We start from the raw sequence: 18,118 nt of genomic DNA, 5'->3' as shown, positions 1-18,118 counted from the left end.
TGATGCCGGTCTCCACAGGGCGGGCCGGTACCCCGCTGAGCACTTGGCGAGCCGACCGGACCCTCAACATCACACGCGTGCTGTACACCGCCACGATTCTCATCGGGACCACCTGGGCCGTCACCGCGATCATCCACGGCCTCGTGCCCGAGTTCACCCGGGACGGCATGGCGGTGGTCGCCGTCGGGCTGGTTGAAGGCATCACTACGGTACTGACGATGGCGCTCATCCACACCCGCCACCACGCCTGGCTGATCTACCTCCCGGTGAGCTACTGGCTGTCCGCGCGCGAGCGCCTGCCCCGCGACCTGATGCGCTTCCTCGACGACGCCCACCGACTGGGCCTGCTGCGAGCCGTCGGTCCGATCTACCAGTTCCGTCACGCCGAATTCCACGACTACCTGTCCGCCCGCAACCGCATCCACGGACACTCCCACTGAGTACCGCGAGCAAAGGCCCGCGCCTGATGTTCCCCGCTTTCCGTGGAGTCCCCGATCTTCTGCCTCGATCTGAGGAATATCCGGTCGTCGGCAGAGGGACGAGGTGCGGTCAGGTGCCGGAGGCCATGTAGGCGGCGAGGATGTAGTCGGGGTGTCGGTCGAGGTTGTAGCGGGCGCGGTCGTAGCGCATGGCGGTGCGGGGGTCGGCGTGGCGTGCGGCGATCTGGACGTCGCGCAGGTCGACGCCAGCGTCCAGCATGGTGGTGACGAAGGTGTGCCGGAGCATGTGGGGGTGCATGCGCGGGGAGTCGGATGATCGACACTGCGGCCAGGCGGCGCAGGCGCCTGGTGGCGGCGTGACGATCCATCCGGGTTCCTCTGGTGTTCCGCGGGATCGGCCCGGCGGTCCGGTCGTCGACTGCGCGTTCGATGGCTCGTCCGACCGCTGGCGGTAGCGGCACCAGGACGATCCGGCTGGGAGCTGAACGGTGAGTGGCTCCAGGTTCCTCTCGGTGCACCAGGTGAGGAAGACCCGGAGGTCGGATGCGGTGTGGGCACGGGAAGTGCCCTTGTAGCGGGACAGGTAGGCGTCGGTGACCCTGCCCAGAGGATCGGTGTTCGCGGTGTTGCCACCCGCCACAAGGAGCTCATCGAAGAAGGTCATGAACCGAACGTGAACCCCGCCGGCAGGGAACGCCAGGGGCCAGCGCCCACTCAGCTCGCGGCATGAGCGGATGTTCCACCGGATGCCTGCCGTGCGGCATTACGTGTATGCGCTGCCGAGGTTCTGGGGCAAGAGAGGTCGTAGCGAAAGGCGGGAAAACGAGTGGTGAAACAGGCGAATGTCCAGAAGAGGACAGATAGCTAGAAATGGGATAAATGATGGCATGATGGAGGAGGAGTCCGCGCCCGAACTTTGTATTACTCGAGGGAAATGATTCACAGTGGGGCGAAAACAGGGGGATCTGTGCCGAGCCCGCGAGAATTGAGTGAGCTCCTGATCGTAGAGGATCTGGTCGGGGTACCCGAGGTGCCGGTAGACCTACCACTTGTTTCCAGCGGACTGCTCGCTTCATTCGATCTCGTGCGTCTCATCGTATGTATCGAGGAGCGCTACGGGATCGTTGTGGGCGCCGTTGACCTGCGCCCCGAAAACTTCGAGACATGCGAGCGCATCAGCGTGATGCTCAAGCGAAAAGCAGGGGGCGGCCGACGGTGAGCAGCCTGAAGTTCAGAGATCGGCTTCAGGAGTTCTTCTACTATCCCAAGCTGAGTCGTGAGGAAGATTCCATCACTGATGTCCCACGATTCACCAGCTATTTGGATCTACCCGCCGATGATCGGCCGGTGCTCGTATACCTCCATATTCCTTTCTGTGACTACCTCTGCCACTTCTGTCCGTTCCTGAAGACCCTGAACCAGTCGACGAGCCGCATGGAAAAGGAACTCTTCTTCGATGCTCTCGTCACCGAGATCCGCCGATACGGCCGGTCGGAGTTCTTCGACGGACGTGCCGTCGAGTGGGTGGAGTTCGGCGGCGGAACCCCCACCTCGGTGGAACCCGAGTTCATCGAGGCCGTGTTCACGGCTCTCCGAGAGTCATTCGACCTGTCCGGAAACCCACTGATCACGATGGAGGGCGACGCCCTCACTCTCAAGGACGAGGCCAAGCTCAGGACGTTCCGTGACCTCGGGGTGAACCGCGTCAGCTTCGGCGTTCAGACGTTCAAGGGGGACCTACGCCGCAAGCTGGGCCTCAAGCCGACCCCGGCCGACATCCGGGCCGCGGTGTCCGAGATAAGGCGGGCGGGGATTCCCGAGTTCGCGATCGACCTGCTCTACAACCTGCCCGACCAGACCATGGACACCCTGCGCGACGACATCGCACAGGGATGTTCGCTGGAGCCTGACTACATCGACACCTATGCGCTCACCCTGTGGGAGAACACCTGGTTCAAACGGACAGTGGAGGAGTCCGACAGATTCAGCCTCAAGCCGTCCAACGAACGCAACATCAGGATGTTCGAGGTCATGCGGGACTCACTACGCGAGCGCGGTTACGATGCGGAGCATTCCTACATGTTCGCCCGGCGCGGCGTCCCGCACCGCTACGTCGACCAGGTCAAGGGGCATCTGCTCGGCGGCGGCCACATACTCGGGCTGGGGCCCTCGTCACGCGGGTACGTGGCCGGGCGCCAGTATGTCAACACCTCGTCGATCGGCGGCTACGTGTCCGCGCTTCAAGGAGGGACGCTGCCGATCTCCGCCGGGACGGAGTGTTCCCCGCTGGAGCAGGCGCACCGGCTGATGGTCATGTTCCCCTCGCTCCTCCAGGAGATCGAGGTCGGCAGCATCCCGCATCCCGAACTCTTCGCCGCGGACATCGCCCGCATGAAGACCGCCGGTCTCCTCATCGAGGAGGACGGCCTCCTCAAGACGACCGACACGGGGATGACCTGGGCGGGCAACGTCTCCCGGATCTTCTTCAGCGCCGACCAGAAGGCGAAGATGACCCGCACTCATCTCCTCTCCCTTCGTGAACGACTGAACCCGTACAACCAGGACAGTGCCGGGGTCCCCGGTAGATGACGGGCACGCGGTTGCTCTTCGACACCCCGCTGGATCCAGCCCAGGGGGATGAATTGGGCAAATATGTCTATTTCCTCGACGAGCGAATCGAGACGTTCACCCTCGTCAAGGGGCGGGCCGGCGAGGTCCTCGGCATCGAACTGTCGGCTCCCGCCAACGCCCACGAGGAGATTCGGCGCAAGCTGCTGAGGGTCGTGTCGACGGAGATCGTCCGTCAGCTGGATGTGCCGCGGCGGACGCTCTGGGAGATCCCCGGCCGTCCCGCGCGGGACGTCCTCGACGAGCTCGTCGACTCGGGCGCGGCCTTCCGGTCGGGACCGGGCCAGGTCGCGGTCGGCGGCCCGCTGCTCAAGGCCATGCGGGCCTTCGACGCCGTTCTGCTCGGCCTGGTCGCGGGATACGGCGCGGTGGAGTACCGCTATCCGACGCTGCTGCCGATGTCGGTGATCGACCAGTGCGGTTATCTCGACGCCTTTCCCCGGTTCGCGATGTTCGTCTCAAGACTGCGCGCCGACATCGATGTCTATGCGCGGTTCGCCGAGCTGACGCCGCGCGGCCGGGACCTTCTCGCTCTCACCGACGGTGCCGCGCACTGCCTGCCACCGACGATGTGCTTCCACACCTACCATCAGTTCGCCGGTCGGCGGCTGGCCGAGACGGCCGTCGTCACCAGTCGCGGGAAGGCGTTCCGCTTCGAGTCGCGCTACGAGCACGGCCTCGACCGGCTCTGGGACTTCACGATCCGCGAGACGGTCTTTCTGGGTGACCGGACGGCGATTCGGGACCGGCAGGCGGCCCTCATGGAGGACGTCCGGGAGTTGCTGGGCGCCCTCGGGCTTCGAGCGTCCTGCGAGGTGGCCAATGACCCCTTCTTCGCCGACGCGGATCCACGCGTGATCGCCCTCCAGATCGTCGCCGAGTCCAAGCGCGAAGTCCGCATGCCGATCGGCGATGACCGTAGCGTCGCGGTCGCCTCCTTCAACTACGCGGACGACCACTTCACCCGCCGGTTCGACATCACCGCACCTGAGGGGACGCACCTTAAGTCAGCCTGCGTGGGTTTCGGCCTGGAACGTCTCGCCTACGCCTTCCTCTGCCAGTACGGCTTGGACGAACAGACCTGGCCCCCGCTCATCGGCGAGTTCCGCTCATGACCGCGCCGACCGTCGTCGGCCTCTTCCGCCACCAGGCTCGCCGCCGCCCCGACCACCCGGCGATCGTCCACCCGCTGGGCACCCTGACCTACGCCGACCTCGACCACGCGTCCGACCTCCTGGCCTGCGCTTTGATCGACCGCGGCGTCACCTCGGCCTCCCTGATCCCCGTCCTCTTCGACCGAACCCCCGCTCTCTACGTCGCCCTTCTCTCCGCCTTGAAGGCCGGCGCCGCCTACTTCCCCCTTCACCCCGCCGACCCACCCCAGCGCCTCCACCACCTTCTCAACCGGATCTCCGCCCGTTGCCTCCTCACCGACGCCCGTCCCGCCCCCTGGCTCCCCGACCCCGCAACCCCCATCCTCCGCCTCGATCCCCTGTCCGCCCTGCTGAGCAGGCCATCGTTCGACGACCGCCTGTCGGCCTCGGGCGGCAGACGGTTGTGTCGGGACGTCGTGCGGCCGGCGCCCTCGGATCTGGCGTATGTGATGCCGACGTCGGGGTCGGGTGGCAGGCCGAAGGGGGTGATGGTCGAGCATCGGGCGGTGGCCAATCTCGTGCGGTGGGCCGGGCGACGGTTCCGGATCGTGCCCGGGGACCGGGTCATGCAGAGTCATTCCGCGACGTTCGACGCCTCCGTGCAGGAGATCTTCGGCGCGCTCGCGCACGGAGCGACCCTCTGGCCCGTGGGCGACGACGTGAAGCACAGCCCGAGACGATTCCTGGAGTGGATGCGGGAGCACCGCATCACGCATGCCGATCTAACCCCCACCTACTGCCGCCTGCTGTCCCGCTGCGGCCCGGTCGACCTGCCAGATCTGAAGACGCTGATCCTGGGCGGAGAGCCCCTCCACGGACGGGACGTCCTGGCCTGGCGGAATGCCGTGAACGGCGACCATCGGCTCTTCAACCTCTATGGTCCGACCGAGGCCACAGTCACCGCGACCTGCCACGAGATCCGATCCGCCCGCCCCGACGAACCGGTGCCGATCGGCCTCCCGATCACGAACGTCGAGGCGTTCGTCCTCGACCGGAACGGCCATCGGTGTGCGGCAGGAGACATCGGTGTCCTCCACCTGGGCGGAGCGGGCATCGCTCGCGGCTACTGGCACGATCCGGAGACGCCCCTGCACGCGGACGGCGACCTCTACCGCACCGGCGACCTCGTCCATCGGGGTGAGAGCGGCGTGCTGACGTTCGTGGGACGCGAGGACGACCAGCTTGACATCCACGGCCATCGGGTCGAACCGGCGGAGGTCGAGGCCGCACTGTCGAGCTGCCTCGGCCTCATGGACGTCGCGGTGGCGAAGACATCTGACGCCCGTCTGACCTGTTGGTTCGTGCCGAACCCCGACAACCCGGTCGACGTCGCCGCCGTCCGAGCGCACGCTCGGGCCACCCTTCCCCCAGCGCTGGTCCCGCACCGCTTTCACGCTCGCGAGAATCTCCCCACCACGCCCACCGGAAAGAAAGACCGACGTGCTCTCGCCGAATCCGGCCGGTCGGCATCAGACTGACGGCTTTTCGGTGTGCATCCGCGAGGAGTCCCCGCATCGGGCCGGACGGGCGGCGGTCGTCCTGCGTGACGGACTGGCATCCGCCATGTCGCCGCGGGCAGAGAGGAACTCATCGAACGAGGTCATACGTCGAAGCCGCGCCTCCCCGCTCAGCTCGCGGCATGAGCGGGCGTCGAGATGCTCACGTGGGAAGCGTCGCGGACTGCGCGGTGATCTTGATGGCGGTGTCGTTGCCGAGTTCTGGTTCGGTCCGGGCGTGGAGGCCGAGTTCGGTGATGCGGCCGTCGTGTGGGTGCCAGGGCCGGTCGGGTGAGGTCCGACCGAGGAGGTGGCCGAGGGCATCAATGGTGGGTTTCCACACGTTGGGCCAGGAGCGGCGGGGGCCGACGCGGTAGCTGATGCGGAGCCTGACCGGGCCGTCAGGCAGCGGGATGGCATGGGCGAGCTGATCGTTGATCTGCTCTTTGAAGGCGCTCGATTCGCTCTCGCCAGCCGCGGCCGTACCCTCAGCGGAACCACCCCGGCCCTTGGCTTGGCGTACATCGCCCACACCTCAGACATGCCACAGAACCTAGCCGCGGGATCCGACAGTCTCCACGCTCGGCGACACGGCCACCTCCAAGCGGCATGAGAGTACGCCTCTCGCTGTCCAGAATCTCCGGGCTATCCGTCCCGACCGACTCGGGTCCGGCCTCACCCTAACGACAACACCACGCCTGAAACCTCGTTAACGGTGGATGATGTTCCCCCTGTCCACCGAGGGGGGGAACCTCATGATCGCGCAGCCGTGCAGATCGCATCCCACTCCAGATCCGTTTCGCCGTCCCATCGGGGCCGACCCAGGGATCTCCGTCGGACGCACCCGATACAGGGCCCTCTTCCCGCACCCGCTCCACAGGCCCAAGCCGGACACTTCCAAACCAAAAAAGCAATGAGTTCTTGACAAAGCTACATTGGCAAGGGATGGTTGCGTCATGGTGATACCAGATCTTGATGCTCTCATCGCCGAGGTCGACCGGACCTGCGGCGACGCCTACCGGGACGCGGACCAGGAACAACCCGACTGGCTGGTGCTGTTGAAAACCGGGGTGGAGACGGCCGAGCGGCTGCGCAACCTGGCGGACGACCTGGTCGAGGACTACGTCGAGCACTGCCGTCTGCACGGGTACTCATGGGCGGAGATCGGGGCGGTCCTAGGAGTGAGTCGACAGGCCGTCCAACAGCGATACCTCGTTCCCCACCGGAGGTACGAGCCGGAGGAATTGAAGGAGGAACTGCGCACCGCGATGGCGCACATGAAAGAGGTCGCCATACGCCACCGCAATAACTTCATCGGCACGGAGCACGTGCTGTGGGGACTCCTCGCGGAGGACAACAGCGCCACGCGCCTCCTTGCCGCACTCGACGCCCCGATGGACGAGCTCCGGCAGAAGATCTACGGCAGGTTGGGCCTGGGCGCGTCCCAGGCGGCCGAGCGAATCGCTTGGACGCCCTACTCCCGCAAGGCCCTCGCGACGGCCCAGGAACTCGCTGCCAAGGCAGGAGAGTCGCAGATCGGTTGCGATCACCTGCTCACCGGGCTGATCGCCATCGGCCGCGGCGCGGCCTGTGACGTCCTAGCCGAATTCTCAGTGGACCTCGCGGCCTTGTCGAAGGCCGAAGACGGCGATCAACCGGAGAGCTCCGCGATGATCCGTGAGGAGACCTGAGCTCCGGCCTCTGTACCGGGGTCGATGAGCGCGAAGTGATCAGCCGCGTCGAACAGGAGGAACTCACAGTCGTCTCCGGCCGTGCTCGCCGCCGCGCAGAACTCCGCGCTCATGCCGCAAGGCACGGTCTCGTCGCGCCTCCCGTGGACGACGATGAGCCTGGCCCCCAGCGGCAGGAGGGCCCTCGGCGAATGCGCCCGATACCGTTCCGGGACCCGGGCGTAGGTTCCGCGCATCAGTTCGGCAGCCGCGTCGTTCGAAAGGCCCATGCGGTGCGCGCCGACCAGGTCGCTCACCGGCGCGAGCGCCACGGTGAGCGCAGGCCGCACCGCGTTCGTCCGTGTGGCGAGCCACAGTGCCAGATGTCCACCGGCCGAGTGCCCGACGACCGCCACACGGGAGAGGTCCAGCCCGTGCTCGGCCGCCAGCAAGTCCAGGATCCCGAAGCCGGCTTCGACGTCGTCGAAAAGCCCCGGCCACCCACCGCCTGGAGTTCCGATCCTGCGGTACTCCAGGTTCCAGACCGAAACCCCGCCCGCAGCGAGCGAGGCCGCCAGAGGGTTCATGAGATCGAGCCTGTAGGGGGCACGCCAGTAGCCTCCGTGCAGAAGGACCGCGACAGGACGCGGCCCGGTGCCGTCGGCCTGCCACAGATGCCCGAATCGATCCTCTCCCAGGCCGTAACCGATGGTCTCGTACCGGCTCTCATCCACGAGTCGTTCGCTCACGCCGCAGCGTCCACGACGGCTCCCAGCCTGGCGAGTCCTTCGTCGAGGACGTCGAGGGGGCGCGCGTAGGTCAGCCGCAGCCCGTTGTCCGAGCCGAAGACCTCCGCCGGCATGACCAGAACGCGCTGCTCTTCCAGCAGACGTTCGGCCAACGCCTGCGAGGAGGAAGCGACGTTCACCCTGAGCCAGCCGAACGGAGTGCCCTGGGGGCGAAGCAACCGCACTGTTCCGGGCCGCTCCCCGACGAACGCCTCCAACCGGTGAAGCCCTGCCGCGACGAACTGCTCGTAGCGCTTGAGATGACGCGACCGGTTCCGCAGTGCCTCCGTCGCCATGCGCTCGGTGAGAGAGGAGTTCGCCACAGAGGTGTAACGCTTGTAGTTGGTCATCGCCTCGACGACCTCGGAAGGACCGAAAGCCCAGCCCGTTCGCAGCGACGGCAACCCGTAGACCTTGGAGAGGCTGGAGACCGAGACGGAACGCTCATAGCGGTTCACCACCGACCGGGAGAAGTCCAGAAGGTACTCCTCGTCATTCAGCACCCAGAAACCGCAGTCGTCGGCGAGCGCGAACAACTCTTCCCAGACCGGCTCGGCGATCACCGATCCGAGCGGGTTGCACGGGCTGTTGAGGACGAGCAGGCGGGTCTCCTCCCTGACGAGCCCGGCGAGCGCGCGCACGTCGAAACCGCCGTCCGCGTCCAGCTTCAGCCGCGAAACCCGGCACCCCATGTGGGCCGGAACCTCCCAGGACTGCTGCCAACCCGGAGAGGTCGTGATGACGTGGTCGCCCGGCCTCAGAAAGGTCCGGTAGAAGAGGTACAGCGCCTCCTGCGCTCCGTGCGCGACCATGACCCTGTCCGCCTCGTCACGGGAGTAGAGCGCTGCGATCTCCTCTCGGAGCGCGGTGTTCCCCCGATCCGTGCTGTAGTCCAGATCCCAGTCGGGATCTATTTCCAGATCCCGCACCGACTGGGCCTGAACCCCGCTCTCACCGAGATCGATGTCGTACCGGCCGGCGGCCCGGGCGAACAGCCAGTCCTGGATGGCGTAGGAAGGGATCACTGTCGTCACCTCTCGTTCCTGGTGAAGGTCATGACGATGACGTCCCGGGTCGCACGGCCGGGGGTTCGGGGCATGATCGGGCTGACGTAGTGGGTGACCGCGCGGTCGTCGAGCAGCAGGGTCTCGCCGGGCGCGATGGCCCGGGTGAAGATCAGTTCACCGCCGACGTCGACCAGGGACTCGCCACCGCTGACGTTATCCGTGGCCACGCACGTCACCGTGATCAGCTCGAACCCGTCGCGGTGGAATCCCTCCGGCGCGGGAAACCCCGGATTCTCTCCCTCGGCGACGATCCTGATCTGGTGGCAGCCCAGCTCGAACTCCTCGACGGCGAGCAGGTCATGGATTCGGCGGCTGCGCACGAATTCCTCCGCGAAGGACCGGGCGCTTTCACCGATCGGCGGAAATCGCCGGTCCACTCCACCCGCATAGGAATTTATGTCCCTTCCCTGTCGGAAGACGAGGTCCTCCTCCCACAGAACCGCGTTCCCCTTGACCCTGGCGCTCCCGAAGGCCCGGAACCGGAAGCAGTGCTCACTCTTGAGATACCGGTCTTCGGCAAGGCCCTCGAAACTCCTGAGAAGGTCGCCGTCGATCATTTGCAGGGAACTGAAGACCGCGTACCGCATCGCTCTGCTCCTCGCACTTCGGTCACCGATTCGCCATCATCATGGTCTGACCGGGCGCTTGGGAAGAGCTACGACAACGTCTTGAGGGATCCGCCGATTTTGGCCAGTACCGTTTCCGTCTCATGGTCGAGAACCGTCGAAATCCATTCTTCGAGGGTGAGGTCTGCGAGATCGGCCGCGGCCCGCCAGCGCTCGAAGCGCTCGGGGTCCAGCTCCAGCCCGAAGGTCTGAGCCGCCCCGGACATGGTTTCACGCTCGGCCTTCAGCCACCTGCGGAGTTCCGAGACCGACCACCGGTGACGTTCGGCCAGGTTGAGCCAGGTGTCCTGTTCGCCCTCCGACAGTGCCGCGACCTCTGCATGGTGCTGGAGGCTCAGGGTGTCCCGTCGGCGGGAAGCAGGGAATTTGCGCGCCACCCAAGCGTAATTACGCAGGGTCTTGTACTGCAGAGAGGTCTCCTCCAGCGCGCGACGGTACCTGTCGGGATATCTGTCCTGGCCGTACACGAGCCAATCGCCGAGCCACCAGGCGGAGGCATCGGAAATCACGAACAGCTCTTCACCGAGAGCCAGCCAGGAATCAAGTGAGATCGGCGAGGTGATGTGCAGGCTCACCCTCTTGGTCAGTGCCTTGGCACGGACCGAATTCAGGTCCTTACGCCTCCTCGCGTTTCCACGATCGAGCATTGCGAACACCCCTACGGCAGGACATCACGTCAGGACGGATGCAAAGCACCCTAACAGTCCCACTACTTCTCCTGGCGCGTGTCGGATCAACAACGAATCCCCCTGTTCACCATGGATTCGTCGGTGTCCAGAGATCCCCTGTCTCTACTGCCAGAGAGAGAACTTCTTGGTCAATTCATTCAGCACCTCGGCCGGCCCGAAAGTGGCCACCGCGAGCACCTGGATCTCGTCCTCGGCGCGCTGCGCGGTGAGTTCCTTCTGTACGCTCGCCCCTCCGCTGAGCATCGTGTCCAGGTAGGCGACGCAGGGCAGGCCTCGCTCGTTGAGCGTGCCGCGCAGGCTCTTCAACTGGCCGCCCCTGCCCTTGAGGACGATGAACGGGGCGTCGCTGATCCACGGGTAGACCTGCCCGTCCCTTGATATGTACTCGCCGAAGGCGAAATCCTCAGTCCTGTCGCGCAGTCCGGCCACGAGCCCCGCCGTCACATGACCCAGTCCGGAGGCCAGCCTGCTCAGCTCGTAGGAACGGTTGAGAGCGACCACGAATTTCATGCGGAGAAAATATCACGCTTCGCTCAATGACAACGGCGTGATCAAGGCTTTCGGAGACGGAAGCCGTTCGGAAGCGGAGTCATGACATGGACAACAGTTCCGCGGCCTGGCTGTCACGGATCGGCCCTAAACGTCCCGATAAGCCGGTTCTCATCGTCTTTCCGCACGCCGGAAGCGGAGCCTCGGCCTACCAGCGTTGGCGCGGCGCCGCGGTCTCCCGGGTCGAGCTGTTCGTCGTACAGCTGCCCGGCCGGGAGACGCGCAGGGCGGAGCCTTTGGTAACCGATCTCCATTCACTGGTCGACCCGATTCTCACCGCGTTCAGGAACCAGGCCGAGGGGCGTGACTTCGCCTTTCTCGGGCACAGTGTGGGGTCGTTGTCCGCCTTGGAGTGCGCACGGCGGCTGCGGGCGCTGGGCGAGCCGGGCCCCACGGCCGTGGGGGTGTCCGGCTTTCCCGCGCCCCACCTGCCGCTTCCCGACCTCCACAAGCGCACCGACGACGAGATCCTCGCCTTCCTGCAGGAACGTGAGTACCTGCCCGGCAAACTCTCGACCCAGCGGGGATTCTTGGAGATGTTCCTTCCGGTGCTCAAAGCCGATTTCAGACTCGCGGCCGGCTACCGGTCGCGCGAGGAGGACCCGCTTCCCTGCCCGCTCCGGGCCTTCGGCGGCCTGGACGACCCGTTCGCCGGCGAGAGCGACCTCGCCGAGTGGCGCAGATACGCCGCCGCGGGCTCTTTTTCGCTGACGATGTTGCCCGGCGACCATTTCTACCTCTACGAGCATGCGGCGCAGGTCATCGAGGCCGTCGTGGCGCCGCCCTCCTTTTCCGACTAATGATCGGGTGTCCCGTCAACGGGACACCCGCTGCCGCCCGCCATTCCCTTGAAGAGCCGAACAGGCCGTGGTTATCGTCTCTGCCACCACGACCTCAGCGAAACACGCCTCTAGGGGATCTGTTGCATAAATTCCCGGCAAGCCGCTCAAAGTGGCTCGTGCTGCTCGGCTGGATATTGGCGGTCATTATCACAGGCCCCCTCGGCAGCAAGATCTCCACAGTTCAGGAGAACGACCCACTGGCCAATCTTCCGGAGTCGGCCCAGTCGGTGCGCGCCGAGAACTCGCAGGCGTCCTTGTCCGGAAGGCGAACGCTTCCCGCCGTCGTCGCCTACCGGCGGACGGGGCCACTGACGTCCCAGGACCTGGTGATGATCGAATCCGACCGGACCCGCCTGGCACGCGAAGCCCCCCGTGCGGGGAGCCCCTCGGCTCCCGTGGTCTCCCCCGACGGCACGGCCGCCATGGTGACGCTGCCCATCGCCGTGCCTTCTCCGGAGCTGTCGTTCGAGCAGATCGCGGAGGTCGCCCGAACGGTGAGGAGGGTCGAGCGCCTAGTGGGGGACGGCGAGAAGGGTCTGCGAATCGCCGTGACCGGACCGGCCGCGCACACCACGACGCTGGCCGACTTCCGGCACCGGGTGCCCGCGGTTCCCCTGCTCGCGGTGTCGCTGCTGCTGCTCGTCGTCCTCGTCGTGGTGTTCCGCAGCCCGTTCCTCTGGGCCATCGTGCTCGCCACCGGCGGGATGGGAATGGTCCTGGCAGAGGCCGCCGTGTACGTCCTGGGCGAGTCGGGCGTCGCGATGCTCACCGATCTGAGCCAGGGCCTGCTGACCCTTCTGTGCCTGGGCGTCCACACCGTGTTCGCGCTGATCCTCGTCTCCGCGTTTCGGGAGGAGCTCGGCCGGCATGCGGACCGCGGCGAGGCGATGGTCGCCGCGCTCCGCAAGTCCGGGCCCGTGATCCTCAAGGCGGGCGGCATGACCGCAGCGGTCATGTTCACCCTGCTCGCAGCCTCTCTGGGGGAGAGCCGGGGCCTCGGACCGATCTGCGCGGTGGCGGTCGTGTGCGCGACGGCGACCGCGTCGACTCTGCTCCCCGTCGCCCTCGTCCTGTGCGGGCGCTGGCCGTACTTCCCGTTCATCCCCAGGCCGGGAGGACCGAAGAAGCCCACGGCCCGCACCGGGCGGCGCTCGCCGAAGGTCTCCGTGGCCGTGCTCCTCCTGCTCGTCATCCTGTCCGCCGGGCTTCTGGCGGGTCGGCCCGGGCTGGAGTCGTCCGACGTGTTCGTCGACACCCCTGAAGCCGCGACCGGCCAAACCCTGCTGACCGGCCCCTTCCCCGCCGGGGTCACGGCACCCGTGACCGTCCTCTGCGACGCCGCGCACACCGATTCCGTCCTGTCGGCGGTCCGCGGTACACGCGGCATCGCCGAGGCCGCGGTCGTCACATCGGCCGGCGGGCGAACGCTCATCTCCGCGACGTCCCAGGCCGCTCCCGGCGGTAGGGAGGCGATGGACGTCGTCCAACGACTACGCGACCGGTTGGAGGACGTACGCGGTTCCAACCCCCTCGTCGGAGGAACCGATGCGGTGGCGGCCGACACCTATGCCGGCGCGCGGCGCGACCAGCGCATCGTCCTCCCGCTGATGCTCATCGCCGTGGCCCTGGTGTTCTTGATGGTGTCACGGCGGATGACCTCGGCGGCGGCACTGACGTTCATCGTGCTTCTGACCTGCGCCGCGGCCCTCGGGGCGGGAAGGGCTCTCTTCGGACCGGTCTTCGGCTTCGAAGGCGAACCCCACTCCCTGCCGCTGCACTCGTCCGTGTATCTCGTCGTGTTCCTGCTCCTCTTCGTCATCTCGTCGTCGAGCGGAGTACCCGATCGTGTGCTGCGCGCGGCGGGAGCATCGCTCGCGGCAGCTTTCGCGGCGATCTGCGTGCTACCGCTCGTCTCGTCCGTTCAAGTCGGAATCGTCGTGGCGGCCGGTGTGCTCCTCGCGGCCTTCCTCGTGTTCCCCTCACTGGTCTCACGCATTACTCCAGGAGATGCCCATGGGTGACAGCTGGATCATGCAGATCAGCCCGGCCCGACCGGACCTGCCGACTCTCATCTGCCTCCCGCACGCGGGCGGCGGGGCGAGCGCGTACCGCAAGTGGACCGCCCTCCCCGAAGATCTGAATGTCGTCGCGGTGCAGCCGCCCGGCCGGGAGAACCGCAAGACGGAACCCTGCCTCCGGCAGATGCCGACGCTGCTGGACGGGATCGAGGAGGCCATAGCCGGGCTCACCCGGCTGCCGTACGTCCTTCTCGGGCACAGCATCGGAGCGCTCACCGCCTACGAAGTGGCTCGGCGGCAGCGGCTGAACGGCGGGCCCCCGCCCGTCTGCCTGCTGGTGTCGGCGTTCCCCCCGCCGCACACCCTCTCCCCCCAACCGCTGCACGAACTCCCCGACCAGGCGCTCCTGGGATTCCTCGACAGCCTGCAGTACTTCCCTCAGGGGACTTCCCGGAAGGACCTCGTTCGCGACTTCCTCCCGGTCTTCCGCGCCGACCTCGAGGTCGTCAGCGACTACCGCTTCACCCCGGAGCCCCGGTTCCCTTGGCCCATCCACGTCTTCGGCGGGAGCACGGACACCTTCGTCGCACCCGAGGCACTCGAGCAATGGGGGGACCACACCGACGCGGGCCACTCGCTCTCCCTGCTCCCCGGCGGTCACTTCTCTCTCTTCGACCATGGCGGACGGATATTCGAGACGGTCCGTACCGCCCTGTCCAGCAGCAGCCGTACCAGCCCTCAGGAGGTCGAGCGCTTTGCATGAGATGGTCCGACGCATCGGAGTGATAGGAGGCGGTACCGCCGGCTATCTGGCGGCACTGACCTTGCGCAAATACCTGCCGGACGCCGAGATCAGCCTGCTCGAGTCGACCAAGATCCCTGTGATCGGCGTCGGCGAGGCGACGACATCGGAGTTTCCGCCCTTCCTCTACCGAGTGCTCGACCTTGACATCGAAGATTTCTACCGGAAGGTCCAGCCGACCTGGAAGCTCGGCATACGCTTCGAATGGGGCGAACCCGGCGACTACTACTTCAACTATCCGTTCGACACCGGATCCGTGGCAGAGTCCCAGGAATACGACGGGCACATCAGGAGAGCGACCCTGGAGTCCGTCCTGATGTCCCGCGACCTCACGCCGGTCGTGCACTCGGCTCCCGGGCACCCCTTCTCCCTGCTCGCCCTCTATCCGTACGGCTACCACATCGACAACAAACGAATCCTGGCCTACCTGCGAGAACTCGCGCAGGCACGCGGGATCACCCATGTCGACTGCACCGTCGCGGAGGTCCTCCCGGGGGCAGGCGGGACGGTCGAGGCCGTCAAGGCCGACGATGGCCGGACGCACCGCTTCGACTTCTTCGTCGACTGCACCGGCTTCCGGTCGCTGCTGCTGGAGAAGACGCTCGGCTCCCCCTTCCTCTCCTACGCCTCAAGCCTCTTCACCGACTCGGCGTTCTTCGGCAACGCACCGCACGGAGGCAGGGTCCGGCCGTACACGACGGCCCGCACCATGGAGAACGGATGGGCCTGGACGATCCCCCAACGGGACGAGGACCACCACGGCTACGTCTTCTCCTCCCGCTTCACCACCGACGAGGAGGCCGAAGCGGAGTTCCGGCGCGTCTACCCGGGCCTGGAGAGCCTCCGGAAGGTCACCTTCCGATCCGGTCGGCACCGGGAGTTCGTCAAAGGGAACGTGGCCGCGATCGGCAATTCCTACGGCTTCGTCGAACCGCTGGAATCCACCGGTCTGTTCGTCATCTGCCGCCAGTCGCTCCTGCTGGCCCTGGCGCTCAGCCGTACCGGGGGAGCAGCGCTGCCGGACAAGCTCATCGACGCCGCGAACGGCGCGATCGCCGACACCTGGGACTTCATCCGCTGGTTCCTGTCGCTGCACTACCGATTCAACGGCAGATCGGACAGCGAGTTCTGGCGTGCTTGCCGCGATCAGGTGGACATCTCGGGCATCGAGCACGCGCTCCAACGGTTCACCACCCACGGCGCGCTGTCCTACTCGACCGCAGATCTCAGCGTGGGCGGCACGATCAATTTCGGCGCGTTCGGCCACGACGTGCTCCTGTTCGGCCAGCGGGTCCCGCACGGCGTCACCGGGGCGCGCGAGAGCCGGGAGGCCTACGAGCGCAGGGTTCGCGGCTATGAGGAGATCGCCGCGGACGCCCTCCCCCACCCGGACGCGTTGCGCTTCCTCGAGGCCAACCCTCAAGTACTCCGCGAACCGGTGAACAGCGAGTCGTCTTGGATGGCGAACTTCATGAACTCCGTTCTGGAGCTCTGCGAGGAGTCGCTGGACACCGGACGCTCCCGGGACACCGACCTGGCGGTGCCGTTCCCCCCTCTGGAAGGAGACAAGCGATCATGACATTGTCCGAGACGGAGCAGACCGGCGACCTGCTGGCCTCCGACACGTCCCTTCCCCAGATCGTCGCCCGGGCCGCGGCGCGATGGCCCGACGCCACCGCGGTCGTGGACGAGAACGAACGGATCAGCTACACCACCTTGGAGGAGCGTTCGGAGCTCGTCGCCCGCGTGCTCGTCCAGCACGGCGTGGGCTTGGAGTCGGTCGTCGCCGTCTGCCTTCCGCGGAGCGTGGACCTGGTCGTCACGGAACTCGCGGTGCTCAAGGCCGGGGCCTCCTACCTGCCGTTGGATCCCGCCGACCCCGCCGAGCGCAGGTCCGCGATGGCCGCTGACTCCGGGGCCCGGATCGTCGTGACGGACGATCCGGAACCGTGGGAGGCGGCGTCCGGGCTGAGCACGCTCACGCCCCGCCCGCAGGAAGCCGTCCTCGACGGACCCGCGCTGCCGCGGCCGGGGCCCGACAACGCCGCGTATGTCATCTACACCTCCGGCAGCACCGGCGCGCCCAAGGGAGTGGTGATCCCGCACCGCGGGATCGCGAACCTGGTGTCCTGGCACGTCGAGACCCATGAGATCACTCCTCAGGACCGGTGCGCGCTGCTGGCGCGGGTCGCGTTCGACGCCTCCTGCTGGGAGACGTGGACCACGCTCGCGGCGGGCGCGACCCTGGTGGCCGCGCCCGAGCGGGTCGGCTCCACGGGCGGCGACGTCGTCCTGGACTGGTTGGCCGAGGAGCGGATCACCGTGGCGTTCCTGCCGCCGCTGCTGGCCGAGCGCTTCTACAACAGCCCGATCGCCACCCGCTCCGCCCTCAGGGTGCTGCTCACGGGTTCCGACCGGGTCGCCCAGCATCCCCCGGTCACTCTCGCGGCGAAGGTCGTCAACCACTATGGACCGACCGAGTACAGCGTCATCGGCACGGCCGGGACGATTCCGCCGGGGCTGGAGGGCTCACCCACGATCGGTACGCCTATCTCCAACACCCGGGTGTACATCCTGGACGAGCAAGGCGATCCCGTTCCCGACGGAGTCACCGGGCGGATCCACCTGGCCGGCAACGGGCTGGGACGCGGCTATCTGGGCCGTCCGGCGCTGACCGCGGAGCGCTTCGTCCCCGACCCGTTCTCGGGGGTGCCGGGCACCCGGATGTACGACACCGGCGACCAGGGGCGCCGCCGTCCCGACGGCGCCATCGAGTTCGCGGGACGGACCGACCGGCAGGTCAAGATCCGCGGCTACCGCATCGAGTGCGGGGAGATAGAGACCGCCCTGCTGGCCCACCCCGACCTCGATGCGGTGGCGGTCACCGCGGTCCCCGACGACAACGGAGCCCTGCGCCTGGTCGCCTACCTGGTCCCCGTCCCCGGTGCTCAGCCCACCGAGAACGATCTGCGTTCCTTCCTCAAGCGGACGCTGCCCGACCACATGATCCCCGCGACCTACCAGAAGCTGGACGAGCTTCCCAAGAACGCCAACGGCAAGGTCGACCACGGTGCGCTGCCCGCACCGCACACCGAGAGGCCCGACCTCGGCGCTCCCTACATGGCGCCGCGCAACTCCGGGGAGGAGGCGATGGCGAGGATCTGGTCGGAGGTGCTCAACATCGGCTCCATCGGGGTCTACGACAACTTCTTCGAACTGGGCGGCCACTCGCTGCTGGCCACCGAGATCGTCGAGCGCATCGAGACGGAACTCGGCGTCAGCGGCCTCGACGCACGCGTGGTGTTCGACTACCCGACGATCGCAGAGCTGACGCTGAGCATCAGTTGAC

18 protein-coding genes are annotated in these 18,118 nt (G+C 66.8%); 11 read left to right on the top strand and 7 right to left on the bottom strand.

Going from position 1 to position 18,118, the window contains the following annotated elements:
• The first annotated feature begins 77 nt into the window (after positions 1-77).
• Positions 78-440 carry a hypothetical protein gene (locus tag ABGB12_RS28145; protein WP_347682490.1) on the top strand — a complete coding sequence of 121 codons (363 nt, stop codon included), beginning with the start codon at positions 78-80 and terminating at the stop codon, positions 438-440.
• A 109-nt stretch (positions 441-549) separates the two neighbouring features.
• On the opposite strand, the gene ABGB12_RS28140 is transcribed toward ABGB12_RS28145, so the two are convergent.
• Positions 550-1,104, bottom strand: coding sequence for a site-specific integrase (locus ABGB12_RS28140; RefSeq protein WP_347682489.1), 555 nt, complete (start codon positions 1,102-1,104; stop codon positions 550-552).
• 321 nt (positions 1,105-1,425) lie between these two features.
• Here ABGB12_RS28140 and ABGB12_RS28135 point away from each other — a divergent pair, with 321 nt between their 5' ends.
• Genes ABGB12_RS28135 through ABGB12_RS28120 form a run of 4 tightly spaced genes read left to right on the top strand, consistent with a single transcriptional unit; the run spans position 1,426 to position 5,700 of the window.
• Positions 1,426-1,659, top strand: a complete 234-nt coding sequence (locus ABGB12_RS28135) for a hypothetical protein (protein ID WP_347682651.1) — start codon at positions 1,426-1,428, stop codon at positions 1,657-1,659.
• Entirely contained in the window at positions 1,605-3,029 is a 1,425-nt protein-coding gene (locus ABGB12_RS28130) for a radical SAM protein (RefSeq protein WP_347682488.1), read from the top strand. The genes ABGB12_RS28135 and ABGB12_RS28130 overlap by 55 nt, the downstream gene beginning before the upstream one ends.
• Before the next feature lie 53 nt (positions 3,030-3,082).
• Positions 3,083-4,183, top strand: a complete 1,101-nt coding sequence (locus tag ABGB12_RS28125) for a hypothetical protein (protein WP_347682487.1) — start codon at positions 3,083-3,085, stop codon at positions 4,181-4,183.
• On the top strand, positions 4,180-5,700 hold the full coding sequence (locus tag ABGB12_RS28120; protein WP_347682486.1) for an amino acid adenylation domain-containing protein: 1,521 nt from the start codon (positions 4,180-4,182) through the stop codon (positions 5,698-5,700). The genes ABGB12_RS28125 and ABGB12_RS28120 overlap by 4 nt, the downstream gene beginning before the upstream one ends.
• A 181-nt stretch (positions 5,701-5,881) precedes the next feature.
• Here the strand turns inward: ABGB12_RS28120 and ABGB12_RS28115 are convergent, their stop codons facing one another.
• A complete protein-coding gene (locus ABGB12_RS28115; protein ID WP_347682485.1) occupies positions 5,882-6,250 on the bottom strand; it encodes a hypothetical protein in 369 nt (122 codons plus the stop codon).
• Positions 6,251-6,674: 424 nt separating this feature from the next.
• Between ABGB12_RS28115 and ABGB12_RS28110 the strand changes: the two genes are divergently transcribed.
• A complete protein-coding gene (locus tag ABGB12_RS28110; RefSeq protein WP_347682484.1) occupies positions 6,675-7,409 on the top strand; it encodes a Clp protease N-terminal domain-containing protein in 735 nt (244 codons plus the stop codon).
• Here the strand turns inward: ABGB12_RS28110 and ABGB12_RS28105 are convergent.
• From ABGB12_RS28105 to ABGB12_RS28085, 5 genes are all read right to left on the bottom strand, one after another.
• Complete coding sequence (locus tag ABGB12_RS28105) at positions 7,370-8,137, bottom strand: alpha/beta hydrolase (protein ID WP_347682483.1); 768 nt, start codon at positions 8,135-8,137, stop codon at positions 7,370-7,372. The two genes, ABGB12_RS28110 and ABGB12_RS28105, sit on opposite strands and share 40 nt — an antisense overlap.
• Positions 8,134-9,210, bottom strand: a complete 1,077-nt coding sequence (locus ABGB12_RS28100) for a pyridoxal phosphate-dependent aminotransferase (protein ID WP_347682482.1) — start codon at positions 9,208-9,210, stop codon at positions 8,134-8,136. Before ABGB12_RS28100 ends, ABGB12_RS28105 begins: the two co-directional genes overlap by 4 nt.
• Positions 9,207-9,830: a 2OG-Fe dioxygenase family protein gene (locus ABGB12_RS28095; protein ID WP_347682481.1), complete on the bottom strand. Its 624-nt coding sequence runs from the start codon at positions 9,828-9,830 to the stop codon at positions 9,207-9,209. The genes ABGB12_RS28100 and ABGB12_RS28095 overlap by 4 nt, the downstream gene beginning before the upstream one ends.
• A gap of 68 nt (positions 9,831-9,898) precedes the next feature.
• On the bottom strand, positions 9,899-10,444 hold the full coding sequence (locus tag ABGB12_RS28090; protein ID WP_347682480.1) for an LmbU family transcriptional regulator: 546 nt from the start codon (positions 10,442-10,444) through the stop codon (positions 9,899-9,901).
• A gap of 216 nt (positions 10,445-10,660) precedes the next feature.
• Positions 10,661-11,068, bottom strand: a complete 408-nt coding sequence (locus tag ABGB12_RS28085) for a DUF2000 domain-containing protein (RefSeq protein WP_347682479.1) — start codon at positions 11,066-11,068, stop codon at positions 10,661-10,663.
• A gap of 86 nt (positions 11,069-11,154) precedes the next feature.
• Here ABGB12_RS28085 and ABGB12_RS28080 point away from each other — a divergent pair, with 86 nt between their 5' ends.
• Genes ABGB12_RS28080 through ABGB12_RS28060 form a run of 5 tightly spaced genes read left to right on the top strand, consistent with a single transcriptional unit; the run spans position 11,155 to position 18,117 of the window.
• Complete coding sequence (locus ABGB12_RS28080; protein ID WP_347682478.1) at positions 11,155-11,907, top strand: alpha/beta fold hydrolase; 753 nt, start codon at positions 11,155-11,157, stop codon at positions 11,905-11,907.
• Complete coding sequence (locus ABGB12_RS28075; RefSeq protein WP_347682477.1) at positions 11,907-13,970, top strand: MMPL family transporter; 2,064 nt, start codon at positions 11,907-11,909, stop codon at positions 13,968-13,970. Before ABGB12_RS28080 ends, ABGB12_RS28075 begins: the two co-directional genes overlap by 1 nt.
• Entirely contained in the window at positions 13,963-14,730 is a 768-nt protein-coding gene (locus tag ABGB12_RS28070) for an alpha/beta fold hydrolase (RefSeq protein ID WP_347682476.1), read from the top strand. The genes ABGB12_RS28075 and ABGB12_RS28070 overlap by 8 nt, the downstream gene beginning before the upstream one ends.
• Before the next feature lies 1 nt (position 14,731).
• A complete protein-coding gene (locus ABGB12_RS28065; protein WP_347682475.1) occupies positions 14,732-16,348 on the top strand; it encodes a tryptophan halogenase family protein in 1,617 nt (538 codons plus the stop codon).
• Complete coding sequence (locus ABGB12_RS28060) at positions 16,345-18,117, top strand: non-ribosomal peptide synthetase (protein WP_347682474.1); 1,773 nt, start codon at positions 16,345-16,347, stop codon at positions 18,115-18,117. Before ABGB12_RS28065 ends, ABGB12_RS28060 begins: the two co-directional genes overlap by 4 nt.
• Position 18,118: the final 1 nt, after the last annotated feature.

Source organism: Actinocorallia sp. B10E7, assembly GCF_039871655.1.
Taxonomy (GTDB): Bacteria; Actinomycetota; Actinomycetes; order Streptosporangiales; family Streptosporangiaceae; genus Actinocorallia.
Note: the sequence above shows the minus strand (reverse complement) of the source record. Positions and strands in the feature narration are given on the sequence as shown.

Bases quoted from the DNA above. Each gene is read 5' to 3' on its own strand.
- ABGB12_RS28140 (WP_347682489.1), bottom strand. From the start codon at position 1,104: ATGACCTTCTTCGATGAGCTCCTTGTGGCGGGTGGCAACACCGCGAAC.
- ABGB12_RS28130 (WP_347682488.1), top strand. From the start codon at position 1,605: ATGCGAGCGCATCAGCGTGATGCTCAAGCGAAAAGCAGGGGGCGGCCG.
- ABGB12_RS28120 (WP_347682486.1), top strand. From the start codon at position 4,180: ATGACCGCGCCGACCGTCGTCGGCCTCTTCCGCCACCAGGCTCGCCGC.
- ABGB12_RS28110 (WP_347682484.1), top strand. From the start codon at position 6,675: ATGGTGATACCAGATCTTGATGCTCTCATCGCCGAGGTCGACCGGACC.
- ABGB12_RS28095 (WP_347682481.1), bottom strand. From the start codon at position 9,830: ATGCGGTACGCGGTCTTCAGTTCCCTGCAAATGATCGACGGCGACCTT.
- ABGB12_RS28085 (WP_347682479.1), bottom strand. From the start codon at position 11,068: ATGAAATTCGTGGTCGCTCTCAACCGTTCCTACGAGCTGAGCAGGCTG.
- ABGB12_RS28080 (WP_347682478.1), top strand. From the start codon at position 11,155: ATGGACAACAGTTCCGCGGCCTGGCTGTCACGGATCGGCCCTAAACGT.
- ABGB12_RS28075 (WP_347682477.1), top strand. From the start codon at position 11,907: ATGATCGGGTGTCCCGTCAACGGGACACCCGCTGCCGCCCGCCATTCC.
- ABGB12_RS28070 (WP_347682476.1), top strand. From the start codon at position 13,963: ATGGGTGACAGCTGGATCATGCAGATCAGCCCGGCCCGACCGGACCTG.
- ABGB12_RS28065 (WP_347682475.1), top strand. From the start codon at position 14,732: ATGGTCCGACGCATCGGAGTGATAGGAGGCGGTACCGCCGGCTATCTG.
- ABGB12_RS28060 (WP_347682474.1), top strand. From the start codon at position 16,345: ATGACATTGTCCGAGACGGAGCAGACCGGCGACCTGCTGGCCTCCGAC.